At 48.5% G+C, this 24,087-nt stretch carries 16 protein-coding genes; 12 read left to right on the forward strand and 4 right to left on the reverse strand.

Annotated elements, in window-relative coordinates; genetic code table 11:
- Positions 1-134 precede the first annotated feature (134 nt).
- From BLS62_RS02150 to BLS62_RS02160, 3 genes are all read left to right on the forward strand, one after another.
- Positions 135-1,088, forward strand: a complete 954-nt coding sequence (locus tag BLS62_RS02150) for a N(4)-(beta-N-acetylglucosaminyl)-L-asparaginase (RefSeq protein ID WP_093176920.1) — start codon at positions 135-137, stop codon at positions 1,086-1,088.
- The gene (locus tag BLS62_RS02155; protein WP_093176313.1) at positions 1,085-1,819 is read left to right on the forward strand and encodes a copper homeostasis protein CutC; all 735 of its coding nucleotides are present in this window, start codon (positions 1,085-1,087) and stop codon (positions 1,817-1,819) included. The genes BLS62_RS02150 and BLS62_RS02155 overlap by 4 nt, the downstream gene beginning before the upstream one ends.
- Before the next feature lie 295 nt (positions 1,820-2,114).
- Positions 2,115-2,561 (forward strand): Lrp/AsnC family transcriptional regulator, encoded by a 447-nt coding sequence (locus BLS62_RS02160; RefSeq protein ID WP_093176922.1) that lies wholly within the window; start codon positions 2,115-2,117, stop codon positions 2,559-2,561.
- Between the two features lie 48 nt (positions 2,562-2,609).
- Here BLS62_RS02160 and BLS62_RS02165 read toward each other — a convergent pair whose 3' ends face one another.
- Positions 2,610-3,872, reverse strand: coding sequence for an APC family permease (locus BLS62_RS02165; RefSeq protein WP_093176318.1), 1,263 nt, complete (start codon positions 3,870-3,872; stop codon positions 2,610-2,612).
- On the reverse strand, positions 3,869-4,213 hold the full coding sequence (locus BLS62_RS02170) for a cupin domain-containing protein (protein ID WP_200798435.1): 345 nt from the start codon (positions 4,211-4,213) through the stop codon (positions 3,869-3,871). Before BLS62_RS02170 ends, BLS62_RS02165 begins: the two co-directional genes overlap by 4 nt.
- 808 nt (positions 4,214-5,021) lie before the next feature.
- Between BLS62_RS02170 and BLS62_RS02180 the strand changes: the two genes are divergently transcribed.
- Positions 5,022-5,708 (forward strand): protein kinase family protein, encoded by a 687-nt coding sequence (locus BLS62_RS02180; RefSeq protein ID WP_093176326.1) that lies wholly within the window; start codon positions 5,022-5,024, stop codon positions 5,706-5,708.
- 9 nt (positions 5,709-5,717) lie between these two features.
- Here the strand turns inward: BLS62_RS02180 and BLS62_RS02185 are convergent, their stop codons facing one another.
- Positions 5,718-6,116 carry a DUF2306 domain-containing protein gene (locus BLS62_RS02185; RefSeq protein WP_093176330.1) on the reverse strand — a complete coding sequence of 133 codons (399 nt, stop codon included), beginning with the start codon at positions 6,114-6,116 and terminating at the stop codon, positions 5,718-5,720.
- 135 nt (positions 6,117-6,251) lie between these two features.
- Between BLS62_RS02185 and BLS62_RS02190 the strand changes: the two genes are divergently transcribed.
- Positions 6,252-7,541, forward strand: coding sequence for an MFS transporter (locus BLS62_RS02190; protein WP_093176333.1), 1,290 nt, complete (start codon positions 6,252-6,254; stop codon positions 7,539-7,541).
- 23 nt (positions 7,542-7,564) lie between these two features.
- On the opposite strand, the gene BLS62_RS02195 is transcribed toward BLS62_RS02190, so the two are convergent.
- Positions 7,565-7,993 carry a VOC family protein gene (locus BLS62_RS02195; RefSeq protein WP_159436461.1) on the reverse strand — a complete coding sequence of 143 codons (429 nt, stop codon included), beginning with the start codon at positions 7,991-7,993 and terminating at the stop codon, positions 7,565-7,567.
- Positions 7,994-8,091: 98 nt separating this feature from the next.
- On the opposite strand from BLS62_RS02195, the gene BLS62_RS02200 reads away from it, so the two are divergent.
- The 7 genes from BLS62_RS02200 to BLS62_RS02230 all read left to right on the forward strand — a co-directional run bounded on the left by BLS62_RS02200 (position 8,092) and on the right by BLS62_RS02230 (position 24,083).
- Positions 8,092-9,003: a LysR family transcriptional regulator gene (locus BLS62_RS02200; protein WP_093176342.1), complete on the forward strand. Its 912-nt coding sequence runs from the start codon at positions 8,092-8,094 to the stop codon at positions 9,001-9,003.
- A 102-nt stretch (positions 9,004-9,105) separates the two neighbouring features.
- Positions 9,106-10,263 (forward strand): iron-containing alcohol dehydrogenase, encoded by a 1,158-nt coding sequence (locus BLS62_RS02205; protein WP_093176346.1) that lies wholly within the window; start codon positions 9,106-9,108, stop codon positions 10,261-10,263.
- 25 nt (positions 10,264-10,288) lie between these two features.
- Complete coding sequence (locus tag BLS62_RS02210) at positions 10,289-10,762, forward strand: acyl-CoA thioesterase (protein WP_093176351.1); 474 nt, start codon at positions 10,289-10,291, stop codon at positions 10,760-10,762.
- Positions 10,763-10,935: 173 nt separating this feature from the next.
- Positions 10,936-13,374 carry a methyl-accepting chemotaxis protein gene (locus tag BLS62_RS02215; protein ID WP_208990643.1) on the forward strand — a complete coding sequence of 813 codons (2,439 nt, stop codon included), beginning with the start codon at positions 10,936-10,938 and terminating at the stop codon, positions 13,372-13,374.
- A 361-nt stretch (positions 13,375-13,735) separates the two neighbouring features.
- Complete coding sequence (locus BLS62_RS02220; RefSeq protein ID WP_093176355.1) at positions 13,736-14,260, forward strand: PAS domain-containing protein; 525 nt, start codon at positions 13,736-13,738, stop codon at positions 14,258-14,260.
- 135 nt (positions 14,261-14,395) lie between these two features.
- Complete coding sequence (locus BLS62_RS02225) at positions 14,396-15,571, forward strand: methyl-accepting chemotaxis protein (RefSeq protein ID WP_093176358.1); 1,176 nt, start codon at positions 14,396-14,398, stop codon at positions 15,569-15,571.
- Positions 15,572-16,604: 1,033 nt separating this feature from the next.
- The gene (locus tag BLS62_RS02230) at positions 16,605-24,083 is read left to right on the forward strand and encodes a DUF7507 domain-containing protein (RefSeq protein ID WP_093176361.1); all 7,479 of its coding nucleotides are present in this window, start codon (positions 16,605-16,607) and stop codon (positions 24,081-24,083) included.
- Positions 24,084-24,087 lie beyond the last annotated feature (4 nt).

The raw sequence follows: 24,087 nt of genomic DNA on the forward strand, positions 1-24,087 counted from the left end.
TACTCAAGTGTAAACTTTGGTTGCAAGTGGCCGTTCTCCTGCCAGATTGGTAGCATTGACAAGAGCGGGGTCTCATCAAACAGTTGCGCTCCTTTATTCTCTCATATGTTTTTGAGCGCACGCGGATAGATCTGATGATTGTACTTGGTAATTCTGAAAGCTGGCCCGGTATCGGCACAACAGCGGAACACCTGCAAAAGGGAGCTCATGGGCTGGATGCGTTGGTTCCCGGCTTGTCTTTGGTAGAAGCAGAAACCAAAGTACGCAGTGTTGGCTATGGTGGCTGGCCAAACCTGTTGGGCAATATGGAATTTGATGCCAGTGTGATGGATGGAACCACCCGCGATTACGGCGCGGTGGCGGGTGTACCAAGCACGCTGGAGGTCACACGTCTTGCCAAAGCTGTGCTGGATAATTTACCCCATACAATGCTGGTGGGCGAGGGTGCGCGCCGCTATGCGGATGAGCTTGGTTTTGCCAAAGACCCGGTGTTGCTTGAACACAGCAAAGAGGTGTGGTGGCGCAAGCTTGAAACGGTTATGACCGAGCAGCAGCGAGCGGCCTTTCCCAATACAGATCTTGCGCCTTTAACAAAGGCAATTACCGACCCGGAAAAGGTGCGCGATACAACCGTATTCCTTTGTAAAGACAGTCAAAAAAACATCTGCACGGCGACCTCAACCTCAGGATGGGCTTGGAAATATCCGGGCCGTGTAGGGGATTCTCCAATACCCGGAGCTGGCTTTTATGCTGATAGCCGATACGGCGCCGCCGCCTGCACTCACACCGGTGAAATGACTATGCGGTGTAGCACTGCACGCACCGTGGTGCTGGCCATGAAACTGGGGATGTCGCTGGATGATGCCTTGCGGTTGGCTGTGTCCGAGCTTCAGGAACTTGAGACGGGTTACATTGGCGCAGTGGTGATCCACGCCATTGATGCGGCCAGACATCACCGTGTGATTAATGTGGGGTGCGACGAAGATATCTCCTATTGGGTGTGGACCCCTGAGCTGGGGAAGCCAGAAAAACGACGGGCCATTTTTGCGCAAGATCTACTCGCAGGAACGGTTGGAGCAGGGTCATGAAACTAGAAATTTGCGTTGATGATATTGCAGGTTTGACTGCAGCTGTCGCTGGTGGAGCGGACCGGATTGAGCTGTGTTCCTGTCTCGCACTCGGTGGTTTGACACCCTCTATCGGGCTTATGGAACTGGCAGCGCAAGTACCTGTTCCCGTCTATGCGATGATCCGCCCGCGCGGGGGTAACTTCATCTTTTCCCCGCAAGAGGTGGACCAGATGAAGCGTGAAATCGATGCCGTGCGTAATACCAATTTGGCTGGTGTTGTATTGGGCGCAAACTCACATAACCACGAATTAGATGATAAGCTATTGAATACGCTGATAAATCATGCATCCGGACTAGGAGCAACCTTGCACCGGGTGATAGACCTGACGCCTGATATGGAAGCTGCGACGGAAACCGCGATAGATTTGGGCTTTGAACGCATCCTCAGCTCCGGTGGCGCGTTAAAAGCGATTGATGGATTAGCGAATTTAAGGCTCATGCACACTATTGCGGGCGGTCGACTGTCAGTTATGCCCGGTTCTGGAATTAATGCACAAACAGCACCTACTATCCTGGAAGCCGCTGATTTTACCGAGCTTCATGCTGGATGTGGTACGGCAATTCCCGCGGATCAGACATTGTTGGAGTTTGGATTTTCTCATGTGGGAGATAAAACCACCGATGTTAATATCCTAAGTAATATCAAAGAGATAATTAACAGAGGCGAGCATTCCCAAGCGCATTCCTGATAGAGTTCGCAGGTCAATCTCTATTCCTAATTGCGAGAACTTGGGAAAGCCTATAGGACCTGCGCCTGAAAGTTACCCTAACGAGAGTTACGCATAAGTTGTTCCCACACTCTCTGTTCACCCTCAGGTTTTCCAACGCTGAAAACAATTAAGTTGAACAGAGGCCTTGGCAAATTCACCGATATTATGCAGTGTGTACGCGTTAACCTTTATGTCAATGCATCTACACTCCTTGGCACCGTCGCAATTATAAATCGTAAGTCTTTGGAATACGGTGGTTTTTCAGTTCGGTAAAATGCAAAAACTCAGTACCATAGAACGGAAGATCCTCGCACTCTTGCAGGAAAATTCCCGTCAGTCCGTCACCGAGATTGCTCATAAGCTTGGTACGTCGCGTACCAACATCAAAAGCAAGATAGATCGGCTATATGAATCTGGAATCATTAAGAGATTCACGATTGATGTCGGTGATTTAGACATTCAGAATGAAGTGAGATTGCAAGGGTTCTTCCATGTTCACCTGACTGAACCCTGCTGCCCTAAGCTCTTCGAACATATAAAGAATTGGGAATCCATCAAAGGATCATGGTCGGTTTCATCGCAGGAAGTTGACATGATCATTCTGGTTGAAGCCATCTCTCAGGACGCATTGGAAGCTGTCCGCGATCGCATTTCCAAACTGCCCTTCGTAAAAACCATGCATACGACCTTTATTTTGCGGGAGTGGCTGCACAAGCTCTGAGTTGTGCAACCACAGTTCTAACTGGCCTTAAAGAAATATTTGGGGGGATTAGTCCTTCAAAACCAGTTTGCCGTGTCCAAGTTCATCTCGCATTCGCACAAAGATGATCCCAAGCACGATGAGGAAGACCGGGTACAGGAGAGAGGCGCCCTGATACGCAAGAATTCCGCCAACGATAAAAATGCTTGTGAGTGCCAGAAGCTTCTCTGGGAGTGCCTTGGACAGACGTAAAAGTGAAAGACTTGCAAGGCCGTAGAGGATCAGGAAGTTCTGACCGGCAACAGCAAGCATAGTTTCAATCGCTATGAGATTTGCCCAATCCAGTGACAGCACCAAAAGCAGGGCACCAGAGGTGAGCAGCAAGACAGTCACTGACGGACCACTGCCGCTGTACCCAATGCCCAAAGGCAGCAATCCTTCACGACTGAGAGAGAGTAACATACGTGAGACAGCCCAGATCGCACCGACCAGGTTGGCGAAGATGATTAAACTTGCAATTGCAGATATCACCACCTCTCCCGAGCGACCAAATGCATTTTCGGCAATCGCAGCGAAGATGGAAGCACCAGCACTTTCAGTCACTACGTTTTGGGCAACAAAGGCCATCGCAAAGTATAAAAGGCACGCCAAAACAAAGGACAAGGCCATCGCTCGAGGAAAATCTCGCCTCGGATTTTTGAACTCCTCCGAGATGCCAGCAGCAACTTCCCAACCAGTGAAGGCGAAGAAGATCATCATAAACGGAGCAACCAGTGCCGCTGGTTGGACCTGTGAAAAAGGCCGCGTTGTTTGCGCTACACTGGACCAGTCAATCGCAGTAAAGCCTATGGAAATCAAAAGGATAAGGGCCAACAGTACGAAGGACGCAATCGCACTGGAAATCCGGCCTACGATTTCTGTTGAGACCAGATGGCAGGTCGTTGCTGCGATTATAATGCCCGCCGCAAGCACAGTTGGATTCGCTGGAATCAAGTGTTGGAGGTAATAACCACCCGTTAATGCAATCGCTGGCAGGCCAAAGATTACCGCACCCAGAAAGAGCAAGGAAGCCGCTCCATAACCGTTCCTCCCAAATGCCACCTCTGCAAAATGCGCAATTCCTCCCGCATTTGGAAAGCGTCGCCCCATAACGATAAAGACCAGTAAAAGGGGCAGAGCAGCCAAAGCACACACCCCCCACGCCCAAAGAGCTTGATCACCCGCTTGCTTCACAACAAGGCCAGGAAGAGCCAGAAGACCCGCTCCAATAACGATGTTGAGCATTAGTCCTGCACCGCGAAGGGTGCCAACGGTCTGTTTAAGCTCACTCATTGAGGAAACTCCACCTCTGCAAAAGTGATTATGTATTTGGCACCAGCCTGAAGGGCCAGTGATGCGTGTAGGGTGAGTTTAGGAAATTGTATGACGTCGCCTGCTGTGCAGATCGTGTGTCTGCCGGCCCAATAGAAGCAGAGGGCACCTTCGAGTACGACGATTGTTTTGTCGGTTTCATTGGTATGCCAAGCATGTTCTTTTCCATCTTGATCATTTTGCACCTCAATGCACCCTTGTTTCGGTAAACACATTTTGATTAGCTTTGGCAGGTCGTCAATTTTTGCCGCGCGCGATAAGATAGTTACTTCATTTAAAGGGGTGGTAGTTTTCCTAGTCACGCTGCTTATCCTTCGGCTTTGTTGTGGTGTTGGGTCGATAGGGAACCAAGTTGATGAATTGGGTAGGTACCTTTCTCGAGGTCACCATAACGTCCACGAAGTTGGCCAAGTTCCACCAGATCAAACGCGTTAAGACGCTCACGAACCTCGGAATTTGAGTGTTCCAGCTCTTGCTTTTGCCGTCTCTGACGTCAAACACTCTGCGTGACTGGAGCAATATCATCATGGAACCGGCGCATAACGCGTGCCGGTGTATTGCAGACAACAAAGGTGGGCTTAACTAGCAAAACTGAACTCCCAACCTGGATTTCCGAGTTCTACTGGTCAACGTACTTTCAAATTCTTGAAAAACGACTTTTTGCCAGGGGAGACTTCAGCATTGCGCTGAAATTCTTCACCTGTGAAATACAGTAGGTTCAAAGAACTCAATCCTTGTGCAGTAGTGAACACACATATCTATCCGTAAAATTTGGGGGAACACTAGATTACAAAGTGGCTAAAAATTTCGTTTTGTAAAGTTGGGTCAACTTTTTTGGGGGCGAGGATTTGAGTAGACGCGCTTCCAAAGATTGGATCTGGAGGATCTATGCCCGTTTTCATTTGAGGAGTGAAATGGATGAGCACCGAAAGGAAAGTAACTTTTTGGAACGTCCGTAATGAGGAAGCAATAAGCCTGATTTCTGTTGGCTCACTGGTGATTACGCTTTGTTTTGCAGGATATTAGGGCCTGCGGCATCCTTGGTGGTTTTAAAAACATAAAAATTTGTTATGTATACGTTTCTAAGTTGATGCAAAGATTGGTTCAGGTTTGATTCAAGATCCCTCAAAACAGATCTACAAAGTCGGTGAATTTGTTCGCGGCGGCGGTTTTCGTGATACCTACGAATGCGCTTCGGAGCCCGGCAAATTGCTGAAGTTTGATCGGTACATTGATGGTCAGCGCAAAGTCAAAAGCCGAGGGTTTGTGAAGGATCTCTTCCGATCTCTCCGTTCAAAGCTGGGTTACAAAAAACAACGTTTGACGGGCAACCAAGACGAGTTGCTCGGGTGGTTGCAAATTGAAGAACGCGGACTGGCCGATCATCGCTTTTTTGCGAAAGTATACGGCATGGTGGAAACGGACCGTGGGCCAGCGTTGATGACTGAAAAGATTGATAACTTCTGGAATTCGGAAATCCGCAGCATCAGCAATTACATCCGTGAGCACGGCAGAATTGATCAAGCGGATCTAATCAAAGCTCTCCTCGATTATTTCAAGTTGCTCGGTACGCACAATATTTCTAGTTTTGCAGATCGGCCCGAGAATATGGGTATTGTGGTGGATGAAAACGGGAACCGGTATCTCAAGTGCTTTGATGTAAAACCCTATATGGACCACCAGATTATTCCAGTTCACAAAATTGGTTTTATGCACAAACGGCGTGTTTCTCGTCGTCTGAACCGTCATCTCAGCGCCCTACGTGGCAAAACCTCGAGAAAAGATGCCGGAATTTAGGCCAAGCTGTTACCCACCAAAGAACAGCTGGTGCATTATACGGCCCGGCAAAAACGTGAAAGCACCTGCCACAAGTAATGCGTAAATGTAGAGCGACTTCATCGCGCGTCGGTGAGACGTTACTGCACCCGTTCGCGCAGCTGTAACAGCGCCCACCAATCCAAGTAGTGTGATAGCGGAAAGTATGTGAATAGGGCTAAAAGGTCCTATCAGATTCATTTCATTGATGAAAAAGCTTGAACCCGCCGTAATGGCCATAAGCCCGACCCAAGTATACCCAAGGATGCGGTGAAGATTTTTTCCTTTTGGCAGAACAAACTGAACGATGCCGAGGAAGAACGCACTTATTGCAGTAAATGCGTGCAAAGGTATAGGTGCAGCTGTGTCTAATAGAATAGCAATATTCATCAACCTATCACTTGTAAATATGCGTGCATGTCATAATCTGCGGTGGCGCTTTATTACTTTAATGCGTTGTAACCACAAGACTACATTATTCCGATTTATTTATTTTTGTAAGTTTCCGTTGCCGGGGCAATTTCAATGCAGGAAGAACAGATAAACACATCCATATTACCGCTGTTTAAGATCAGTGCTTTTCGACGGTTTTTTGGCGTTTTAGTTCCTGCAGCCTTTGCTGACTGGATCGATCTGATCGCAATACTTGTTCTCGTCAGTTACACATGGGAGATGGGGCCAACTGAGGTTGCAATCGTCACTCTGGCAGCGACTTTACCACGTGTTATCTTTGGCATCCCCGCTGGTGTCCTGGTGGATAGAATTGGCGCCGGACCAGTGTTGATGGCTGGTTTGCTCTTACGCACGGCCTTTATGGTTGCAATGTTCTTTTTCGCCGTTGGCATCCTACCTCTCGTTGTGTTGGTGTTCTTGAAGGCAAGTGTCGCATCAGCATTTATGCCTGCTCAGCAATTGGCACTTAAAAAGATCGTTCCGCAAAACATGCTAACTCAGGCAGTAAGCGCCGATCATTTTGTAATTCAGACAACCAAGATTTTTGCTCCTGTTTTAGGCGGTGCTCTGCTAACGATCTGGAGCCCTCATCAGGTGTTTTTGTTAGGTGCTCTGTGTTTTGCAGTGGCCTCTCTTGCATGCATGAGCCTTTTGAGCGCGTTGAAAACTGAGAAAACCGATGCGGTTGATGAACAGGAACCCACGCAAAGCAGTGCGCTGGCGGACGCAAAAGAAGGCTTGCTGCATGTATGGCAAACGCCCCGATTATTGTTGGGTGTCGGGCTGATCTGTCTGTTTATTTTTAGCGTATTTTTGTATGAGGCGGTGCTTCTTCTACTTGTAAAAGAAACAGGACAACCAGAAGCTTCAGCAGGCCCAATTATGGGATCTATCGGGGTTGGTGGTCTGATTGGTGCTTATCTCACGGCAAAGATTGGAGACAGGGTAAACTTGCAACTGCTTATGATCTTGGGCCTTTTCTTTTCAGGATTTGGAGCAACAGCAGCAGGTTGGCTTCCCTTTACCGCAGAGCCTGTTGGCCTCAATATGCAAATGGTGTTGTGGTTTGCAGCTGGCATAGCCGGTAGTTTTATAACAGTCCCCTATGGCGCGATTATAGTGAAACAAACGCCGGAGAAGCTTCTGGGTCGCGTTTCCTCAGTGGGTGAAATGCTACAATCCGGACTTACCTTGGTCGCTATACCGGTTGGAGCACTCCTTGCCGAACAGTGGTTTGTTTCTATGCCGTTTTTTGTCGGTGGCGTGGTCATGAGTGGTGGCGCACTTGTAGGGTTCGCGGTTTACCTCAATCTTTCACAAACACCAGTAGAAGAGCCAGAGGTCTCTGAGGAGGCTATCTGACTCTCAAACTTGCCCCTCCGTTGCTAGCCGTTAACGCTGACTTGGTCGGCGACAGAAGGTCCGGGGCCGACCAATTCCAAAACATTCCGGTCCGGGTCGCGAATGAAGATGGTTTCCATCCCACGAAACGAATGTTTGCCTGTAATTTCTATTTGCTCTCTCTCCATCAGTTCAACAGCGTCTTCATGAGACTCCAGCTTGAAGGCGACATGAGTGTAGCCCGGGTATTTCTCCGTTTTATCATCCATCAAGATGTTTTCGCCTGCCTTGTGAGTTGCCGGTCCCAGCAGATTGAATACAAGTCCAGATGGATGCAGCAGTATGACGGGATGGCCATTTTCAAACCCTTTGTCACTGATGAATGTGAAGCCCAGCTTCCTATAGAAAGCTATAGAGCGCACTTTATCGCTTATGCGTATGCCGACATGGTCAACGTGTTTTAGGCCAAGCATGGTTGTTTCCTTATTTCCGGTTGCCTTGGTGGGTTTCTCCATCCTATTATTGTTGCTGTGAGCATTTAATACCTGATTTGGAAAGCCAGTTTTTCTCTATGACTATTAATCGAGATATCTTTGATGGCATGCTCATCTTTTTTGAAGTGGCTGAACAAGCGAGCTTTTCCAGTGCGGCTAAACGCATGGGGCATTCTGCATCACATGTGAGCAAAGAGGTTTCGCGACTTGAGGAACGGTTGGGGGCACGGCTGCTCAACCGAACAACCCGGTCTGTGCAGCTGACGGAAACGGGTGAGATCTACTTCAACGCCTGTCAGCAAATCATTGAGAATGCGCGGGAGGCGGAAACGCGGGTCATTAACTCCAGCGGAACGCCCAGTGGTCATTTGCGCGTCAGTGTGCCAGTGAGTTTTGCCCAATCCTGGCTTGGGCCTCGTTTACCAGGCTTTCTTGATAGGTATCCGGAAATCACAGTGGAGGTACAGGGGGATGAGCGTCGGGTTGATCTGATCGCTGATCGCTTTGATGTGGTCGTACGTGGTGGAGACCTTGTTGATACGGATATGATCGCCAAGAAAATCATGATGTCCCGTTTGTTGACGGTAGCGACGCCTCAATATCTTGCGAGGTGTGGCGAACCAAAAGCTCCGGAGGATTTAAAGGCACATAGCACCATTGGGTTCGCCTTGCGACAAGCGCCTGCCATATGGAAGTTTCAGGCCAAGAGTAAACCCCAGTCAGAAAAACTGGTGGAAGTACGCGTGAAAAACCGCGTGTTGTGTAACAGTTCCGAGATGGAAATGACCATGGCGAAAGAGCACTTCGGTATCACCCAGCTTCCCGAATTTGCCTGCCGAAGGGAGCTGGATGACGGGATTTTGGTCCCCATACTGGAAGATTGGGAATTAGCACCTATTGGGCTGTACGCTCTGTATCCAAGCCGCCTGCATCTTGCTGCCAAACTTCGTGTCTTCATAGACTTCCTTGCTGAGGAGTTTGGCGAATAAGGTGTTCGACTTTGTTTCCGCTCGACCTTCGTAAATGACTAGGGCATTCTTTCGGCATTGCTAAAGGTCGCGTTCAGCGAACATAGCTTTATGGGGGAATGAATGACTGGGTTTGTATTCAACACATCTGCGAGTGTAATTTGTGTGCCGGGCGCGGTTCAAAAGCTGGCTGAGCTGACAGCGAAGACCATTGGTAAGCGTGTATTGCTGGTGAGTGATAAAGGGCTGGTCAACGCAGGTCTTGTTGCTCCGGTCATCAAGCAGCTGGAAGCCGCTGGTATCAGCGTTACGCTGTTTGATGATGTTGTGGCAGACCCTCCTGAGGCGATCGTACTGCAGGCCAAAGAAGTTGCCATCACTGCAAATGTAGAGGGTGTAATTGGCCTTGGCGGTGGCTCCTCCTTGGACGTTGCAAAGCTTGTCGCCTTGCTTGTTGGGGGAGGGGAGAACCTTGCCGACATTTACGGTGTGGGCCTTGCCAAGGGCAAACGCCTCCCACTGATCCTTATTCCCACAACAGCCGGGACTGGATCTGAAGTCACACCTATTTCCATCATCACAACTGGTGAGGCGGAGAAAAAAGGTGTTGTTACGCCCCAACTGCTTCCTGATGTGGCTGTTTTGGATGCTGATCTGACTGTCGGGCTTCCCGCACACGTCACTGCAGCCACTGGCATAGACGCTATGGTGCATGCCATTGAAGCCTATACCTCCACCTCGGCAAACAACAATCCCGTTTCTAAAGTTTTGGCGAAAGAAGCCTTGCGCTTGCTTGGTGCTAATATTGAGCAGGCCGTGAACACGCCGAAGGATAGACAGGCACGGTCTAACATGTTGCTGGGGTCCATGCTTGCTGGTCAGGCCTTTGCAAACTCACCGGTCGCGGCAGTTCATGCACTAGCCTATCCAATTGGCGGTATCTTTCATGTTCCCCATGGCGTGTCCAATGCATTGGTCTTGCCACATGTGATGCGGTTTAATTTGCAGGCATGCGGAGAAGCCTACTCAGAACTGGCCCCGCTTGTGTTTCCGGAATTGAGTGACGTGACCAATGACAGACGTGCTGCCGCATTTGTGGATCGTCTTGCAGAACTATCAAAGATACTGGGTGTCGAAACCACTCTTGGTGAGGTCGGGATCAGAGAAGAAGATATAGACAGACTTGCGAGTGAAGCCATGAAGCAAACCCGCTTGTTGGTGAACAATCCTCGAGAGGTGGATGAAGAAAGCGCATTGCAAATCTACAAAAGCGCACTTTGACCCCCGCAATCTTCAGGACAGTATTATGAGCAGCAAAGCGAAACCAATGCCCAATTCACGGGTAAATTATGTCTTCTTCAGCGATGTGCAGACCCGTTGGGAAGACAACGACATTTATGGTCACATCAACAATGCCGTTTACTACAGTTACTTTGACAGCGCGGTGAATGCCTATCTAATTGAACGGGATGCGCTTAATATTCATGAGGGCGATGAAATCGGACTGGTTGTGGAATCTGGTTGTCAGTATTTTTCAGAATTGGCCTATCCTCAGAAGATTGATGTTGGGCTGCGTGTTGGCTATTTGGGCAATAGTTCTGTGCGCTATGAACTTGCGTTGTTTCCGTTGGGGAGTGACGTGGCGACGGCACAAGGCTTTTTTACGCATGTTTATGTCGATCGGAAGGGGCGCCGCCCGCAAAAGATTTCTGGCAATTTGCGCCGTGCATTGACCGATTTACTCCCGGTAACGACTCAGCAAAAATCGTTAAAACTGTAATTAACAAAATTACTTAGGTTGCATTCATGCCAAATGCACACCTTTGAGCAACTTGTTCACAAGGAACCCGAGCGATCCGTCTAATTACCCAATAATTAACTAGTGGTTGAGATTTGTAGAACTAGGATGCCGCCAAGTCATGGGCAAAGACTTTATTCGGGAGAAAAAAGGTCATGGGGCGCCTCCTTCAGCTATTTACTAATTTGCGACTGTCGGTGAAGATCGGTGGTGGGTTCATCATCGTGTTATTGTTGTCTGCGGCAACAGGTGGGATCGGTATCTTATCGCTTTCTCAGCTTACCAAGCAGACTGAGATGACAAATGCGACTATGGGTTTGATGCAGGATTTGTATGATACAACATCAGCTCGTGAAATTTATCTCAGAAGTTTGAGTAAGTCCGATGCGAGTGCTGCTGCCGATGAGTTGAACTTGTTGAGCACTGATCTTGAAACTGTCCACGAGCAGGTGGTGGCTGACGGCAAAGATGGCACATTGCTGGAAGAGACGCATGTCAGTGTGAATGACCTTAAAGGGCAATTTGGCCGTGTTCGCATGGCAGTCGACATTCAGGAATCGCAAGTCGCCAAAATGCTATCTGCAGTGAGCAATCTACAGGGCATTGGCACAAAGGTTCAAACAGACATAACCAAGGTTTCAGCAGCTGCAGACAAGCAAGAAGAGCTGGCTAAGGCGCAGATGAAGCAAGCCGATAAAGCAGGTCGTATTGTTGCATCTATTCAAAGCCAGGCGTTGAATATGCGCTACTTCTTCCTGAAAGCTGCAACCTCCTCAGAAGAGGGAGCGTTGAGAAAGACCTTAATCAGCGCTGCTAAAGCCCGTCGTGAGATTAAGAAGCTTCAGAAGATAGAGCTCTCCCATTTGGAACCGAAAGTCCTGGATAGCCTTGAAGCTGTTTCCGACACTCTCGTCGATAAGCTCAAGAAGCTTCGTGACTCAGATGATTTCTCTGAGATGTATTCTCTGCGCTTGGATATTGCCAGTAGCATCGCTGTTTTGGGTGATACCGCTAGGCTGGTTATCGGATTTACGTACCGGTCTATTGACGATGCGAACAAACAGCAAGCCGAAGCTGCAACCCGCAAACAACAGGTTGATGCAGCGCTGGCATCTGTCTCGAATATTATGCGACAGACGCTTGCTGTGAGTTCTTCTTCCTTGGAATTCTTGCGTGCTGGCAGTGCTGTTAGTGCTGAAGATGTGACTGTACAGATTGATAAGCTTGGCGCAGTTGGCCGGGAATTCAAAACTGGTGTGAAAGACATCAAAGGCGGCGAAGCAACGGCCAAAAATGCATTCCTGCAGATTGGTGCCATTCGTGCCGGCTTTGGCTCTATGAACAACGGTAAGAAAGAACTGGCCAAATTACTTGGTACCCTCAATGAGCGATCTGAAACAGTTCAAACTCAGATTGGAAACATTGCAACAACTGAAGCCGAAAACGCGAGCGCAGCCGGCGGCTTGGCAACCAATCTGATAGCGACAACGGTCGCAATATGTCTGGCGTTGGGTGCGTTGATTGCACTTGGCTTGGCACTGGCGATTACACGTCCAACCAAACGCCTTACTGGTATCATGGCGCGGCTTGCTGACGGTGATACAGATGTTGAGATTGAGGGTGTAAACCGGAAAGATGAGATCGGTGAGATGAGCCGTACGGTTCAGGTCTTCCGTGATAACGCGCTGGAACGAGCTCGCTTGCGAACTGAGCAAGCTGAGATCGTCGAGAAAGATGCGCAAAAACAGCGCGAAGTTGAAACTTTGATCTCCGATTTTCGCTCCACTGCTTCCAACCTGCTGACCTCTGTAAACAACAGCATGGGCGAGATGGGTGATACTGCAAATACAATGGTGGAGCTTGCAAAGGGTACGTCTAACCAGACTGAAAGAGCTGCAGCCTCTTCCAGTGATGCCGCCAACAACGTGCAAATGGTGTCCGCCGCAGCCGAAGAGTTGAGCAGTTCGATTGAGGAAATCGCCCGTCAGGTGAGTGCTACAGCCTCCGTTGTTGCAAAAGCAACCGAGGGCGCGCATTTGTCCAACGACCGCATCAACGATCTGGCTGGAGCCACAATGAAGATTGGTGAGGTTGTCGGCCTCATTCAGGCGATTGCAGAACAAACCAACTTGCTGGCGTTGAACGCAACCATTGAAGCTGCACGAGCTGGTGAAGCAGGTAAAGGCTTTGCTGTTGTTGCAGCTGAAGTTAAGGAACTGGCGAACCAGACGTCCAAAGCGACTGAAGAAATCAGTTCCCAGATTTCCGCAATTCAGTCCTCAACGTCTGATGCTGTAACCTCCATTGAGGGGATCTCGCAGACTATGGATGAGGTGACAGAGTACACCTCTGCAATCGCGACTGCGGTTGAACAGCAGGGTGCAGCGACAACAGAAATCAGCCGCAATGTGCAGGAAGCTGCCATGGGCACATCCAGCGCAAACGAGAACATGGCTCTGGTATCTGAAGCCGTGAGCGAAACCAACACCGCATCGTCTCGCGTGTTAACGGCATCCTCCGAAGTAACCGAAAACACACGTGCTCTTGGTCGTGAGGTTGATGATTTCCTGACTGCTGTTGCCAAAGCCGGCTAACAGCTCTCCTTCGAAAAAAGGGCAGCCTAGGAAAAACCTAGGCTGCCCTTTTTTGTTTTGTAGTATTCATTAAGAGTATATTAGAATTTGCTAATGATGTAATCAAATATACGTATAGTACATCCTGTAGGTCGGATATCTGAGGATAGAATAATGTCCTTGCGATAGAACAATGAATACTACAATTTGTGATGATTAGACTTATTCTAACTAAATGTGCCCCGCATGTATATTTATACATTTAGGTATATTCATTAAAATCGTTTTTAATATTAACTGCTCTTCAATTTTTACATAACATATTCTGCTGACCTTAATAACGTTTGTGAATTGTAACAAATAGAAAAACATAGAGGCAGTTATGTCGGCGGGAGCACAACCGTCCAATGTTGAAAGAACATTCAGCGAAACGGACATTATCGTAAGTAAAACCGACTTAAAGGGCAAAATCACATACTGTAATGAGATCTTTTGCGAGATCGCTGGTTACCCTTACAAGGACTTAATTGGTAAGCCACACAGCATCATCCGGCATCCTGATATGCCGCGGTCGGTGTTTGAGTTGCTATGGAAGCAGATTGAAGCTGGAAATGAGATATTTGCGTACGTAAAGAACTTATGCCGCGGAGGTGAGTTCTATTGGGTGTTCGCGCATGTTACGCCCACATACAATGATAGTGGAAATATTATCGGTTACCACTCTACGCGGCGCGTCCCCGACGGCAAAGTTTTACGGGATACGATCATTCCCTTTTATGAAAAGCTTCTGGAGATAGAACGCGCTCCAAAAAGCAGAAAAGATGGGCAGCTCAAAGGCTCTGAGTTCCTCATTAATTTCCTTTCGGAAAACCGAGTTACCTATGATGAATTTATCCTCACTCTCTAAGAGTGCCGCGCTTGCTGGCCTTGCTATATTTGCTTGTCTTACCTGTTTTCTATTGACCCTCAATGAGGGTAGCTCTGCTTTGCAAATTGCGTCTTCTGGCGCACTGGTATCAGTTCTGCTTTGCTTTGCTTTGTAATGTTGCTGAAGGTTCGCCGCGTTATTTTGCACGTAACGGAAACTGCAAAGAAGCAGGCTGATGGGGATTTGGAAGCCCGGACGCTGGTTGGGATGGATGGTGGTGAGCTAAAAGAGCTGCTCTCCAGTGTCAACTACTCTGTCGACAAAACTGACTCGTTCATTCGTGAGATGGTAGCCTCTACTTATGCGCTCTCAGTAAATAGATACTATCGCCGCGTGGTGACGCGGGGTTTGCAGGGCTCGTTCCTTGTCTACGCAAATCAGGTGAACAGCGCCATCTCAAAAGTGCAGAATCGTATTAGCGAATTCTCTGGCCAAACAGATGCGTTTGAAGCGGTGACAATGCGGGTCACCAAGAACCTGTCCAATGCGGGGCAGAGTATGAGCAACAATGCTCATCAAATGGAACAGACCGCTGATTTAACTTTGCAACGGGCATCTGCAGTAACCGTCGCTTCAGAGGAAACCTCAGCAAACGTGCAAACTGTTTCTGCTGCTGTTGAAGAACTCTCTGCATCCTCCCATGAGATTGGAAATCAGGTTCGCATGTCTGCGCAAGTGACAAGCGCAGCAGTTCATGAGGTCGAAGCAGGTGAAACCAAGATCAGTAGCTTGAGTGCCGCCGCTGAAACGATTGGAGAGGTTGTTGCCCTGATCAGCTCCATCGCGGAACAGACGCATTTGTTGGCATTGAATGCCACCATTGAGGCTGCTCGCGCTGGGGATTCGGGCAAAGGCTTTGCTGTTGTTGCTGGAGAAGTCAAATTGCTTGCAGCCCAAACTTCTGACGCTATTGGGCAAATTTCCGGCCAGATCGATGCGATCCAGTCCGCCACAGCGGAAACCGTGACGTCCTTCCAGCAAGTTGCACAGTCCATTTCCAAAATTGAGAGTGTTACCGAAGCAATCTCAATTTCGGCAGAACAACAAGCTGCTGCGACTTCGGAGATTGCGCATAATATCTCAGAAGCTTATTCTGGTACGCGGCTTGTGGCGAGTAATGTATCGGATGTATCAACGTTTGCGAATGAAACTGAGACCGCAGCCGAGAATGTTATGGGGTCCGCGCATAGCATGAATGAGCAGATTGCCTCGCTTTCATCCGCGGTGAATGAATACATTAGTGAGCTCCGTAATGGGCCCCTTAGTAACAGCGTCGTGGAAGTCTCTTAAAGCTCAACCGCCTTGATCACGATGTGAAAGACTTAATTCTTGATCAAGGCACGGTCGAACCTGTTTGATCTAGTAAGGTGTAACAGAGCAGTCAGATTGCCTTGGGATCACTAAAGGCTTTTGCTTGCTATGCAGTGGTCTATAGCGCGAACGACCGCTGCTTTCATCGTTAGTGAGGGCGCTTCTCCTCCTTCTATGGAGGGGAAACACAGGCGTCTGTTCTCATTTTGCAAATTTCAAATACATAGGTTGCTGAGAATTTGTCGTAAGTGCAGTACTCTTGCATGTTTTCCGCGACACCAGCAGCAGAAAGAACTTCGCGGCAATTTTGGCCCCCAAACCTTCAGCTGCGCATTTATTGCTCCCTCAGAACTGCATTTATACGGGGAAGTGGAACGCCATTTTCATCGGAGGCTGCCGGGTCAAGACCTATGAAGCTGTCATAACACCCGTGCCGTCTGTCCCTACGGCGACAGAACCGAACTAGCTATATACATTAGCAGGATCCTCTGAGCTGTATGGGCTGCTAGTATCATAGGTTGCAATCTGGCCATCCATAATGGTCAGCAGTAACGTGACAATTCCTCCAAATATTGCCGCGGGGGAGCCAGTCCTGCGCAGATAAACGCTGTCGAGATCATCAATTTCTTGAGTGATCTATTTATCACAATCGCATGGTTCAAAATGAAGTTGATATAGGTAAAAATACCATGCCTATTTTGACATAAATCTGCGGCGTTACTTTCGTGGCGCACCATCGATATCTCCTATGAGATCAATCGCTGATTGGCAAATTGCGCCCAAAGTTCTCATGAGCTCCCAATTTCCACACAGAGATAGTCTGTATGTCTCATAGTTAATGCCAAAATCTATTCATACATAACGCCTTATCTCATCTTTATAACTAATCTAAACCTTTGGTTTTTATTAATATTTTCAATCCAATCTTTCTCTCATATTTTATAGTTAATAAAGAGAGAACGTCACTGTGAGACTGCGTAATCAGGGCTTAACAAAATACTCGGCATTACAAATGCATCGAGTTCTGGCCTCCGTATTTGCCGGATTGTTTCTTGTTCTCAGTTTATTAACGACGGCAGCTCACGCGGCGGATACCTATGACTGGTCGTTGGACGTTACCGATGTGATTGAGAGTACTTCATCGGCAAGTATTCCGGCTGGTAGTTTTTTTCCCTATCAGATCAAGGTTGGTAACAATCCAACCGATGGCGAAAACCGAACCACACCTGAGACATCGCTCATTGTTAATGTCCCAGAGACCATCCAGCTTGTTGAAGCCGGGCCGTTAACATGTAACCAAACGCTTCCCGTGCTGGGGCCAATTACCGTAGCGTGTGTTGTTCCTACTCTTACGCCTCTTGATGCGCTTGAATTTGAAATGGTGTTTCGCTCTGCGGTTAAACTAACTTCCAGCTTGACCGTCAATACAAGCTTTTCCATTCCGACTGGTGATGATCCAGAGCCACTCAACAACACTCATACAGAGCCGACGACAATCGCCATTGGTCCCGGTATTCCTCCTCCTACTGAGCCAGATGATACTGATCTGGAGCTTACTGTGACTGGACCTGCGACTGCACCGACAACGAGCTCTGTCACCTACGAGTTTACTGTCACCAATAACGGGCCGGATGTGATCAGGAACTGGGCTCTTGAACTGCCGGATATAAGTGGCCTTCAGGTAACCAGCACTCCGTCTGGCTGTACTCAGAAAACTGGCAAGTATTACTGCAACTCTTATAGTTCAATCGCAAATGGCGGTACGGCAACACTCAATTTTACCGGTAAAATTACCGAGCCTTTGAGCGCTGGTGATAGTTTCACAGTAATTGGAAAAGTCATTGCCATCAGTGGTGACGATAGTGACTTAGACAATAATACGGCGTCTACTGCAACAGAGGTAACTGCAGGCACTGATGTGTCAATTAGTTTGACAAGTTCTACTGGTTCCCTCGCCGTTTCCGGCGAACCAAATACCATGACTATCAAAGCGAAATACACAGGAGACGTCCCGGGCAATCTTGTAATACACGCTACTATTCCTGCAATCTATGGCATTTCCGCATCAAGCTGGACCAGCCTTTCCGGAGGGTGGACCTGCACTCTGTCTGCGCGCGAATTCACCTGCTTACGTGCAAATACCGGCCTGTCCAGCGGTGCAAGTGTTGAGCTTGGTTCCATTGTTATCGAGATTCCAGTCCCGGCACATTCTGGTCAGACACCGGTTTCAATAGCAGATGATGTAGAAACCGAAGCCCGGATTTCTCCTATTGATGAAGCTGATCCTGCTGTGCCGGATCTTGATCTTTCAAACAACATAGCCACACTCACTCAAGATGTTGAAAGACCCAATGTCACTTTAACTCTCAGTAAATCCGCTTCTGAGCAGTTGGTTATTGTTGGGCAACCATATACTTATGATCTGAGTGTTGGAAATACAGGAAATACAAAATTTTCCGGGCGCATAACCATAACCGATACATTGCCAGTAGGAGTCAAATATACGGGTTATTCGGATTCAGATCCGGTTTTGGATTGGGTCTGCCCCAACGGACCACTTGATGGCTCCACCATTATAACTTGCTATATTGACTATGATGCCGGGGTGGATCAGTACTTAGCTAAATCTGGTTCGACGCCAACGCTGACCTTCGATGTTAAATTTACCAGTGATGGGTATATCACGAATTCGGCAGACGTAACGACAGCTGATTGGCCAACAACAGATACAGCCGAAGCGACAGTTCGCAGCTTTTTTGAGGAGCAGACGGCTGATCTTACAGTCTACAAAAGCGCGACAAGAGGCATTACTGGTGATCCCTCTGGCCCGCTTCCAACTGGAGGCATACAGACTTTCACGCTGGAAGTCGTCAACCAGGGGTTTGGTGCCGATAAAGGTGGACCCTCTGAGAAAGTAATACTCACAGATCTGCTGTCTGACCTACTCAATGATGAGGTTAGCCCAACCGACCTTAATGCCGGATTTATCGATATTTCGGTCGCTGAGGGAAGTGCGACCCGACTGTCAGGATCAGAATTTTGTTCTTTGAACCGGGCAAGTGCAACCAGCCAAAATCTGCGTTGTGAATTTGAGACTTTGCCAGTCTGCACAAAAGGTGTTGATTGTCCTGTTGTGACGGTGAGGGTCCGCCCAGGTGCTGGTACCAACAACGCAACGACATTGAGCAATACAGCAAAGGTAAGCTCTGCTGAAGTTCCTGATCTTGTGGGAGGCAATTTTGAGGCAACTGTATCTTACGAGACGGCTCCGCGCACAGATATCGATGTTGCAATTACATCTGATCAAACCAACCTTATCGCTGGTGAGCAATATTATTTTTATACAAAAATCAGTAATCCCAACTCCGGCCGCCATCTGAATACTGCTGAGAACGTCGTGGTTACACAGATCTTGCCACACGGAATTATCTTTAAGTCCGTATCAGGTGGCGATTGTAGTGCAACAACACTTGTTGCAAACGAGCCTACAGAGAGTGGTAAAGATACGCTCATCTGTAACGTGGGAGCTATTCCATCAGGAAGTTATGAGCGCCTTAGCATTTACTTTGAGACTGTTGAGGCGCTGGTTGATCAAACGTTGACCACGAGTGCTACTGTTGCAACTGATACACCCAATATCGCAACTGGAGTGCCAACTCCTCCTGTCAATGACTACAAAGCTGCCTTAACCGTCACCCAGATTGGCAAACCAGACTACGACATTTACGTTGACGTTTCTGATGAGGGGACTGTCGATATCGGCAGTGAGACGACGTATTCGATCAAAATCAAGAACTCAGGTCCATCCTTTGCCGAGCAGGTGACCATTACATTTGATTTGCCGGATGAGCATCTTTCTTATCAATCGCATGAGCTGAATAACCTCGATGCAGATTGTAGCACTATTCCAGCTGTAGATTCAGTGGCACAGCAGCTTGTCTGCAAATACCCGCGGGTGGATGACAACAGTACTGAACTTATGGAAGTTACTGTTAAAGCGATAAAAAAAGGCACCGCCAGCACCAGCGGTACACTTACATCCACTGGTATAACCAGTAATGTTGACACGAACTCAGCCAACAACACAGAAGCAGAAACCACCACGGTTGTTACGCGTGTTGACGGCAAAGTGGTAAGTAAAATCCCAAGCTTGAGTGTGGTCGATCAGGAAGAGGATTTTGACTACACCGTTCAAGTGCAATTTGACACTGCGGTTGAGTTTCAGGAGGCGGACGATGTTGTCGTCAAAGATACTCTTCCCTCCAATATGTATTTTAAGGATGGTGCAGCAACCGTACCTGTCGTGACGATCACACCTTCCGGAGCTGCGAGCCAGAACATTTGTACAATTGCAGCTAATGCGCGCTCGTTTGAATGTGCATTTGGAACTGTACAAAAAGGCCCGGATGGTGGCACCAGCACCAAGATTGAAATCCAGTTTCCGGTCTATGCAGATAACATCACGTCATTCCCACGGACATTAAGCAACACAGCCCGTTTCGAGACTACCTCCCGTGATGTGAATTCAGCAAACAACGCGGCCACAGGCGATGTGAAAGTTGTCAGCTCCTCCATTGCTGGCGCTGTGTTCATGGACTTCAATAAATCTGGTGAATACGATGGAGATGATAAAGCGGCTTCGGGTATTGTCGTTCGCTTGACAGGAAAGAACTTCAAGAATGAAGTCATCACTGCGCAGCAAACCACAACCACCTCAAGTGGAGCTTATTCTTTCACAGACCTGCAACGCGGAACTTACTCTGTCACCTACGATGATATTGCTGCCAATCGTTACCTACTGAAAAGCCTGGTCTCCTTAGGGACCGTCCAAAAGAACGAAGACAGCACGCAAGTAAACACCAGTGGAACGCCTGCATACACCCTCAACGATAACAGTGTGTCAGGGAGTTTCCCGACAAACATGCTGGACATCAAGCACGTTGGCATCACCGATATCAATCTGACACAGGACGCCAAGGCGGTTGAGTACAACTTCGCTTTAATTTCTCAGGCTCGTGTTGGTCTTGCACTCGACGAAAAATCATCCTCCATCCTTAAGGAGCGAGCTGACGGTTCCTTCACAACGCAACTGATCATGCGTATCGAAAACTTTAGTGAAGAGCCGGTGGAAAGTGTAAGTGTCGCACTGCCGCTTGCGGGGCCTTCTGCGCTTTTGGGGAATTTCGAAAGCCCGAGCGATAAATTGAATGGTGTGTTGACCAATGGGTCCTACACAATCACACAGGCTCCGGCGAATTACGGCACGAGTTGCGGTCGCACAGACGTAAGCATAGATCCCCTCCAAAGCGTTTATAATGGTGACGATCAGTCAATCATCCTGAATGGTGCCAGTATTCCGGCCAAATCAACCTGTGCAGTTGCGGTGCACGTGCGTGTGCAGCCAGAGCGTCCGGTTACACCGGCGTATCCGTCCCCTTATTCGTTGCAGGGTAAAGTGGTTGCTGAAGGACACTATTCGGATCAGATCGGCGGTACATTCAATTTACTGGAAGATTTGAGTTATCATGGTTCTAACCCAGATCCGGACGGTGACCATAATCCAACCAATGAGGATCTACCAACACCGATTGCGCCCCAATACATCTCAGGTATTGCCCTCAAAATGTCCGCAGTTACGAGTTGGGGTTCCCTAGGCCGTGCGGCTGTTCAAGGTGATACCATCACTTATGGCTTTGATGGTTATGTGCGAAATAATGCCAACAAAAACAAAGTGGGCAACATCATTCAAAACAACGCTACGATTACAGAAGTAACCGTAGCCAATGTAGATGATCTTAGCGCTAAAACATCGCTTGTCTTAGTAGGTACACCGGAAGCAGAGCTTCTACCAAAAGGTGCTGCAACACCGCTCAATTATACCGCTATTTATACCGTTACTCAGGATGATATTGAATCTGGCAGGGTTGTTGCCTCATCAAAAATGACAGCTCAGGATGTGTTTGGATTCTCCTTTGAAGATATTTCCGGTACGGCTCCTACCAACGACACTCCGTTGGAAACTCCACTGACACCAGAACCGAAAATTGCACTGAAAGCAGTTGTTACGGTGGCTCCCCCGGGCGATAGAGCAACGACAACAGAGGATAAGGTCACTTACTCCTACAGCATCAAGAACACCGGTAATGTGATCCTGAAGGACGTGCTTGTCACTGATCCGCGCGCTAATGTGGAGGGGCTCAGTTCCATCGCCATTGCGCAGATTTTGCCGGATCAAGTGATCGAGAATGCCTTTACTGCAAGCTACCCTGTCATTCAGACAGATCTGGACGCTCTACAGATCACAAACAGTGCAAAGGTTGGGGCAAAGACAGTAGGAAATGCCACTGTTAATGACCTGGCGGGCACTGACTATGACAATGACGGCCCTATTGTTACACCGTTGCAAATTGCGGCAGATATTGAGCTGGTTCTTACTTCCGATACTTCAGGTTTATCTCAAAGCAGAGCTGTTGCTGGTGAGACGCTGATTTATAACTACGCCGTGACCAACACAGGGAACGTAACGCTCACCAATGTGACTATTCAAAATAGCCTTGGTGTTGTTTTAACAGGCGGCCCGATCATTCTTGCGCCCAATGCGACTGATACTGGTTCTTTTGTGAGCAGTTATGTGCTGCTCCCTGCTGATATCACCGCGGAATCCGTTAGTAATACGGCCACAACAACCGGGGAATATGGGTCTACGCCTGTGAAATTCGTTCAGGACCCTGACAGCCTGACCACGAGCATTGTGTTTATTGAGGCGAAGTCTGAAGCTCCATTCCTCATCACAACAGATGGCGGAACGACTACAGATATTCTGGCCTCTGATTTAATTGGAACAAGCCCGGCCACTTTGGCGAACGGCATCCTGACCTATGTTAGCGGCGCGCCGGAACTGACCTTAGATACACTCAATGCAGCGATTGTTCTGACAGAGGGTAATCCTGCCGGGAGTTATCAGCTCACCTACCAGATCTGTCGCAAAGATAGCCCAACTGTTTGTGCGCAGGCGACCGAAACCGTTATTCAAGAAGCGATCAACCGTATTGAGGCCACTGTCACACAGGTACTTTCCGACAACGGAGATGGCATTGACGGGCTGGGTGACACCAACACCTATCGGATCGCCGTTGAAAACAAAGGGAATACCTCGGTTGAGACCCTCTCTTTGTCAGACACATTTGAAACACTTGAGCTCAAGAATGGCCTTGTATTGGATCGGGGACCAGATTTTGATGAGGCTTCTGAAAACTCGCCAGAAGGCACTCTGAAACAGGGTGAATTTGCCTACTATGATGCCCACTTTGCCTTAACTGTTCCGGCAGTTGATGGTGGGGGCCTCTCCTATCATGTTCTTGCCCGCGCTCATCCAAAGTACCCTGCTGCCGTTTCAGGAACACCAGCTGACATTACTGATCTGTCTGATGATGGAGATGACCTTGACCTGAACAAAGTAGACGATCCCACACAGCTCAAAATTAGTGCTGTGGTTGAAGAGGCAAGTCTTCGCATTAGCAAGGTAACACCGCGCACAGTGGTGACACGAGGCGCGGTGGTGCCTTACACCCTCAAGATCGTGAATACGCTGCCAGTTCCGGCGGGTCCAATCGACCTGATAGACATACTTCCCGCAGATTTTGTTTTCGTAGAGGGAACGGCAAAGCTGGACGGAATTAAGGTCACGCCAGATGTAGAAAACCGCATGGTGACCTTCCCTGATCTCAAAGTGTCCCCCTATGCGACTGTTGTTGTAACACTCTCTGCACGCATTCTGATTACGGCAGATGTGGGCGAACATACAAATGTGGGCCGCTTAAGAAACTCTGAGACCGGGGAATTGCTGGGCCGTCAGGCAACAGCCAGTGTTTCTATCTTGCCAGAACACGTATTCGATTGTGGCGATGTCTACGGCAAGGTTTTCAATGACCGAAACAGAGACGGTTACCAAAACCCACCACAGGGGAAGGTCGTTGAAACTGGCATATCATCCGTGAGGTTAACCGGGGTGGATGGCACGATCATTACCAGTGATGAATATGGCCGTTTCCATGTGGCCTGCGCCATGTTGCCGAAAGATCGGGGATCCAACTTCATTTTGAAACTGGATACCAGAACCTTGCCAACAGGCTTCCGCGTAACAACGGAAAACCCGCGTGTGGTGCGCCTTACGCCCGGCAAGATGACGGAGTTGAATTTTGGTGCAGCACAAGCGCCGGTCACGCGCATTGGTCTGAACCGCAGCGGTTTTACAACAAACGGCTTGTCTCCCGCTTTGCAACAGGCGCTCCAGCAAATGGCGAAGCAAGTCACCTATAGTGCAGTGCATTTTGAGCTCAAATATCATTACAAAACCTCCTTAAAAATGGAGGGGCCATCCCTTGCTCTGCGCCGTATGGAGCTGGTGGAAACCTATCTGGAAATGCTTTGGAAAGAGAACTCAGGCGACATCCTGACCTTTGAAAAAACAATTTCAAAAACAAAATCATAGTGGC

Source organism: Pseudovibrio sp. Tun.PSC04-5.I4, from assembly GCF_900104145.1.
GTDB lineage: Bacteria > Pseudomonadota > Alphaproteobacteria > Rhizobiales > Stappiaceae > Pseudovibrio.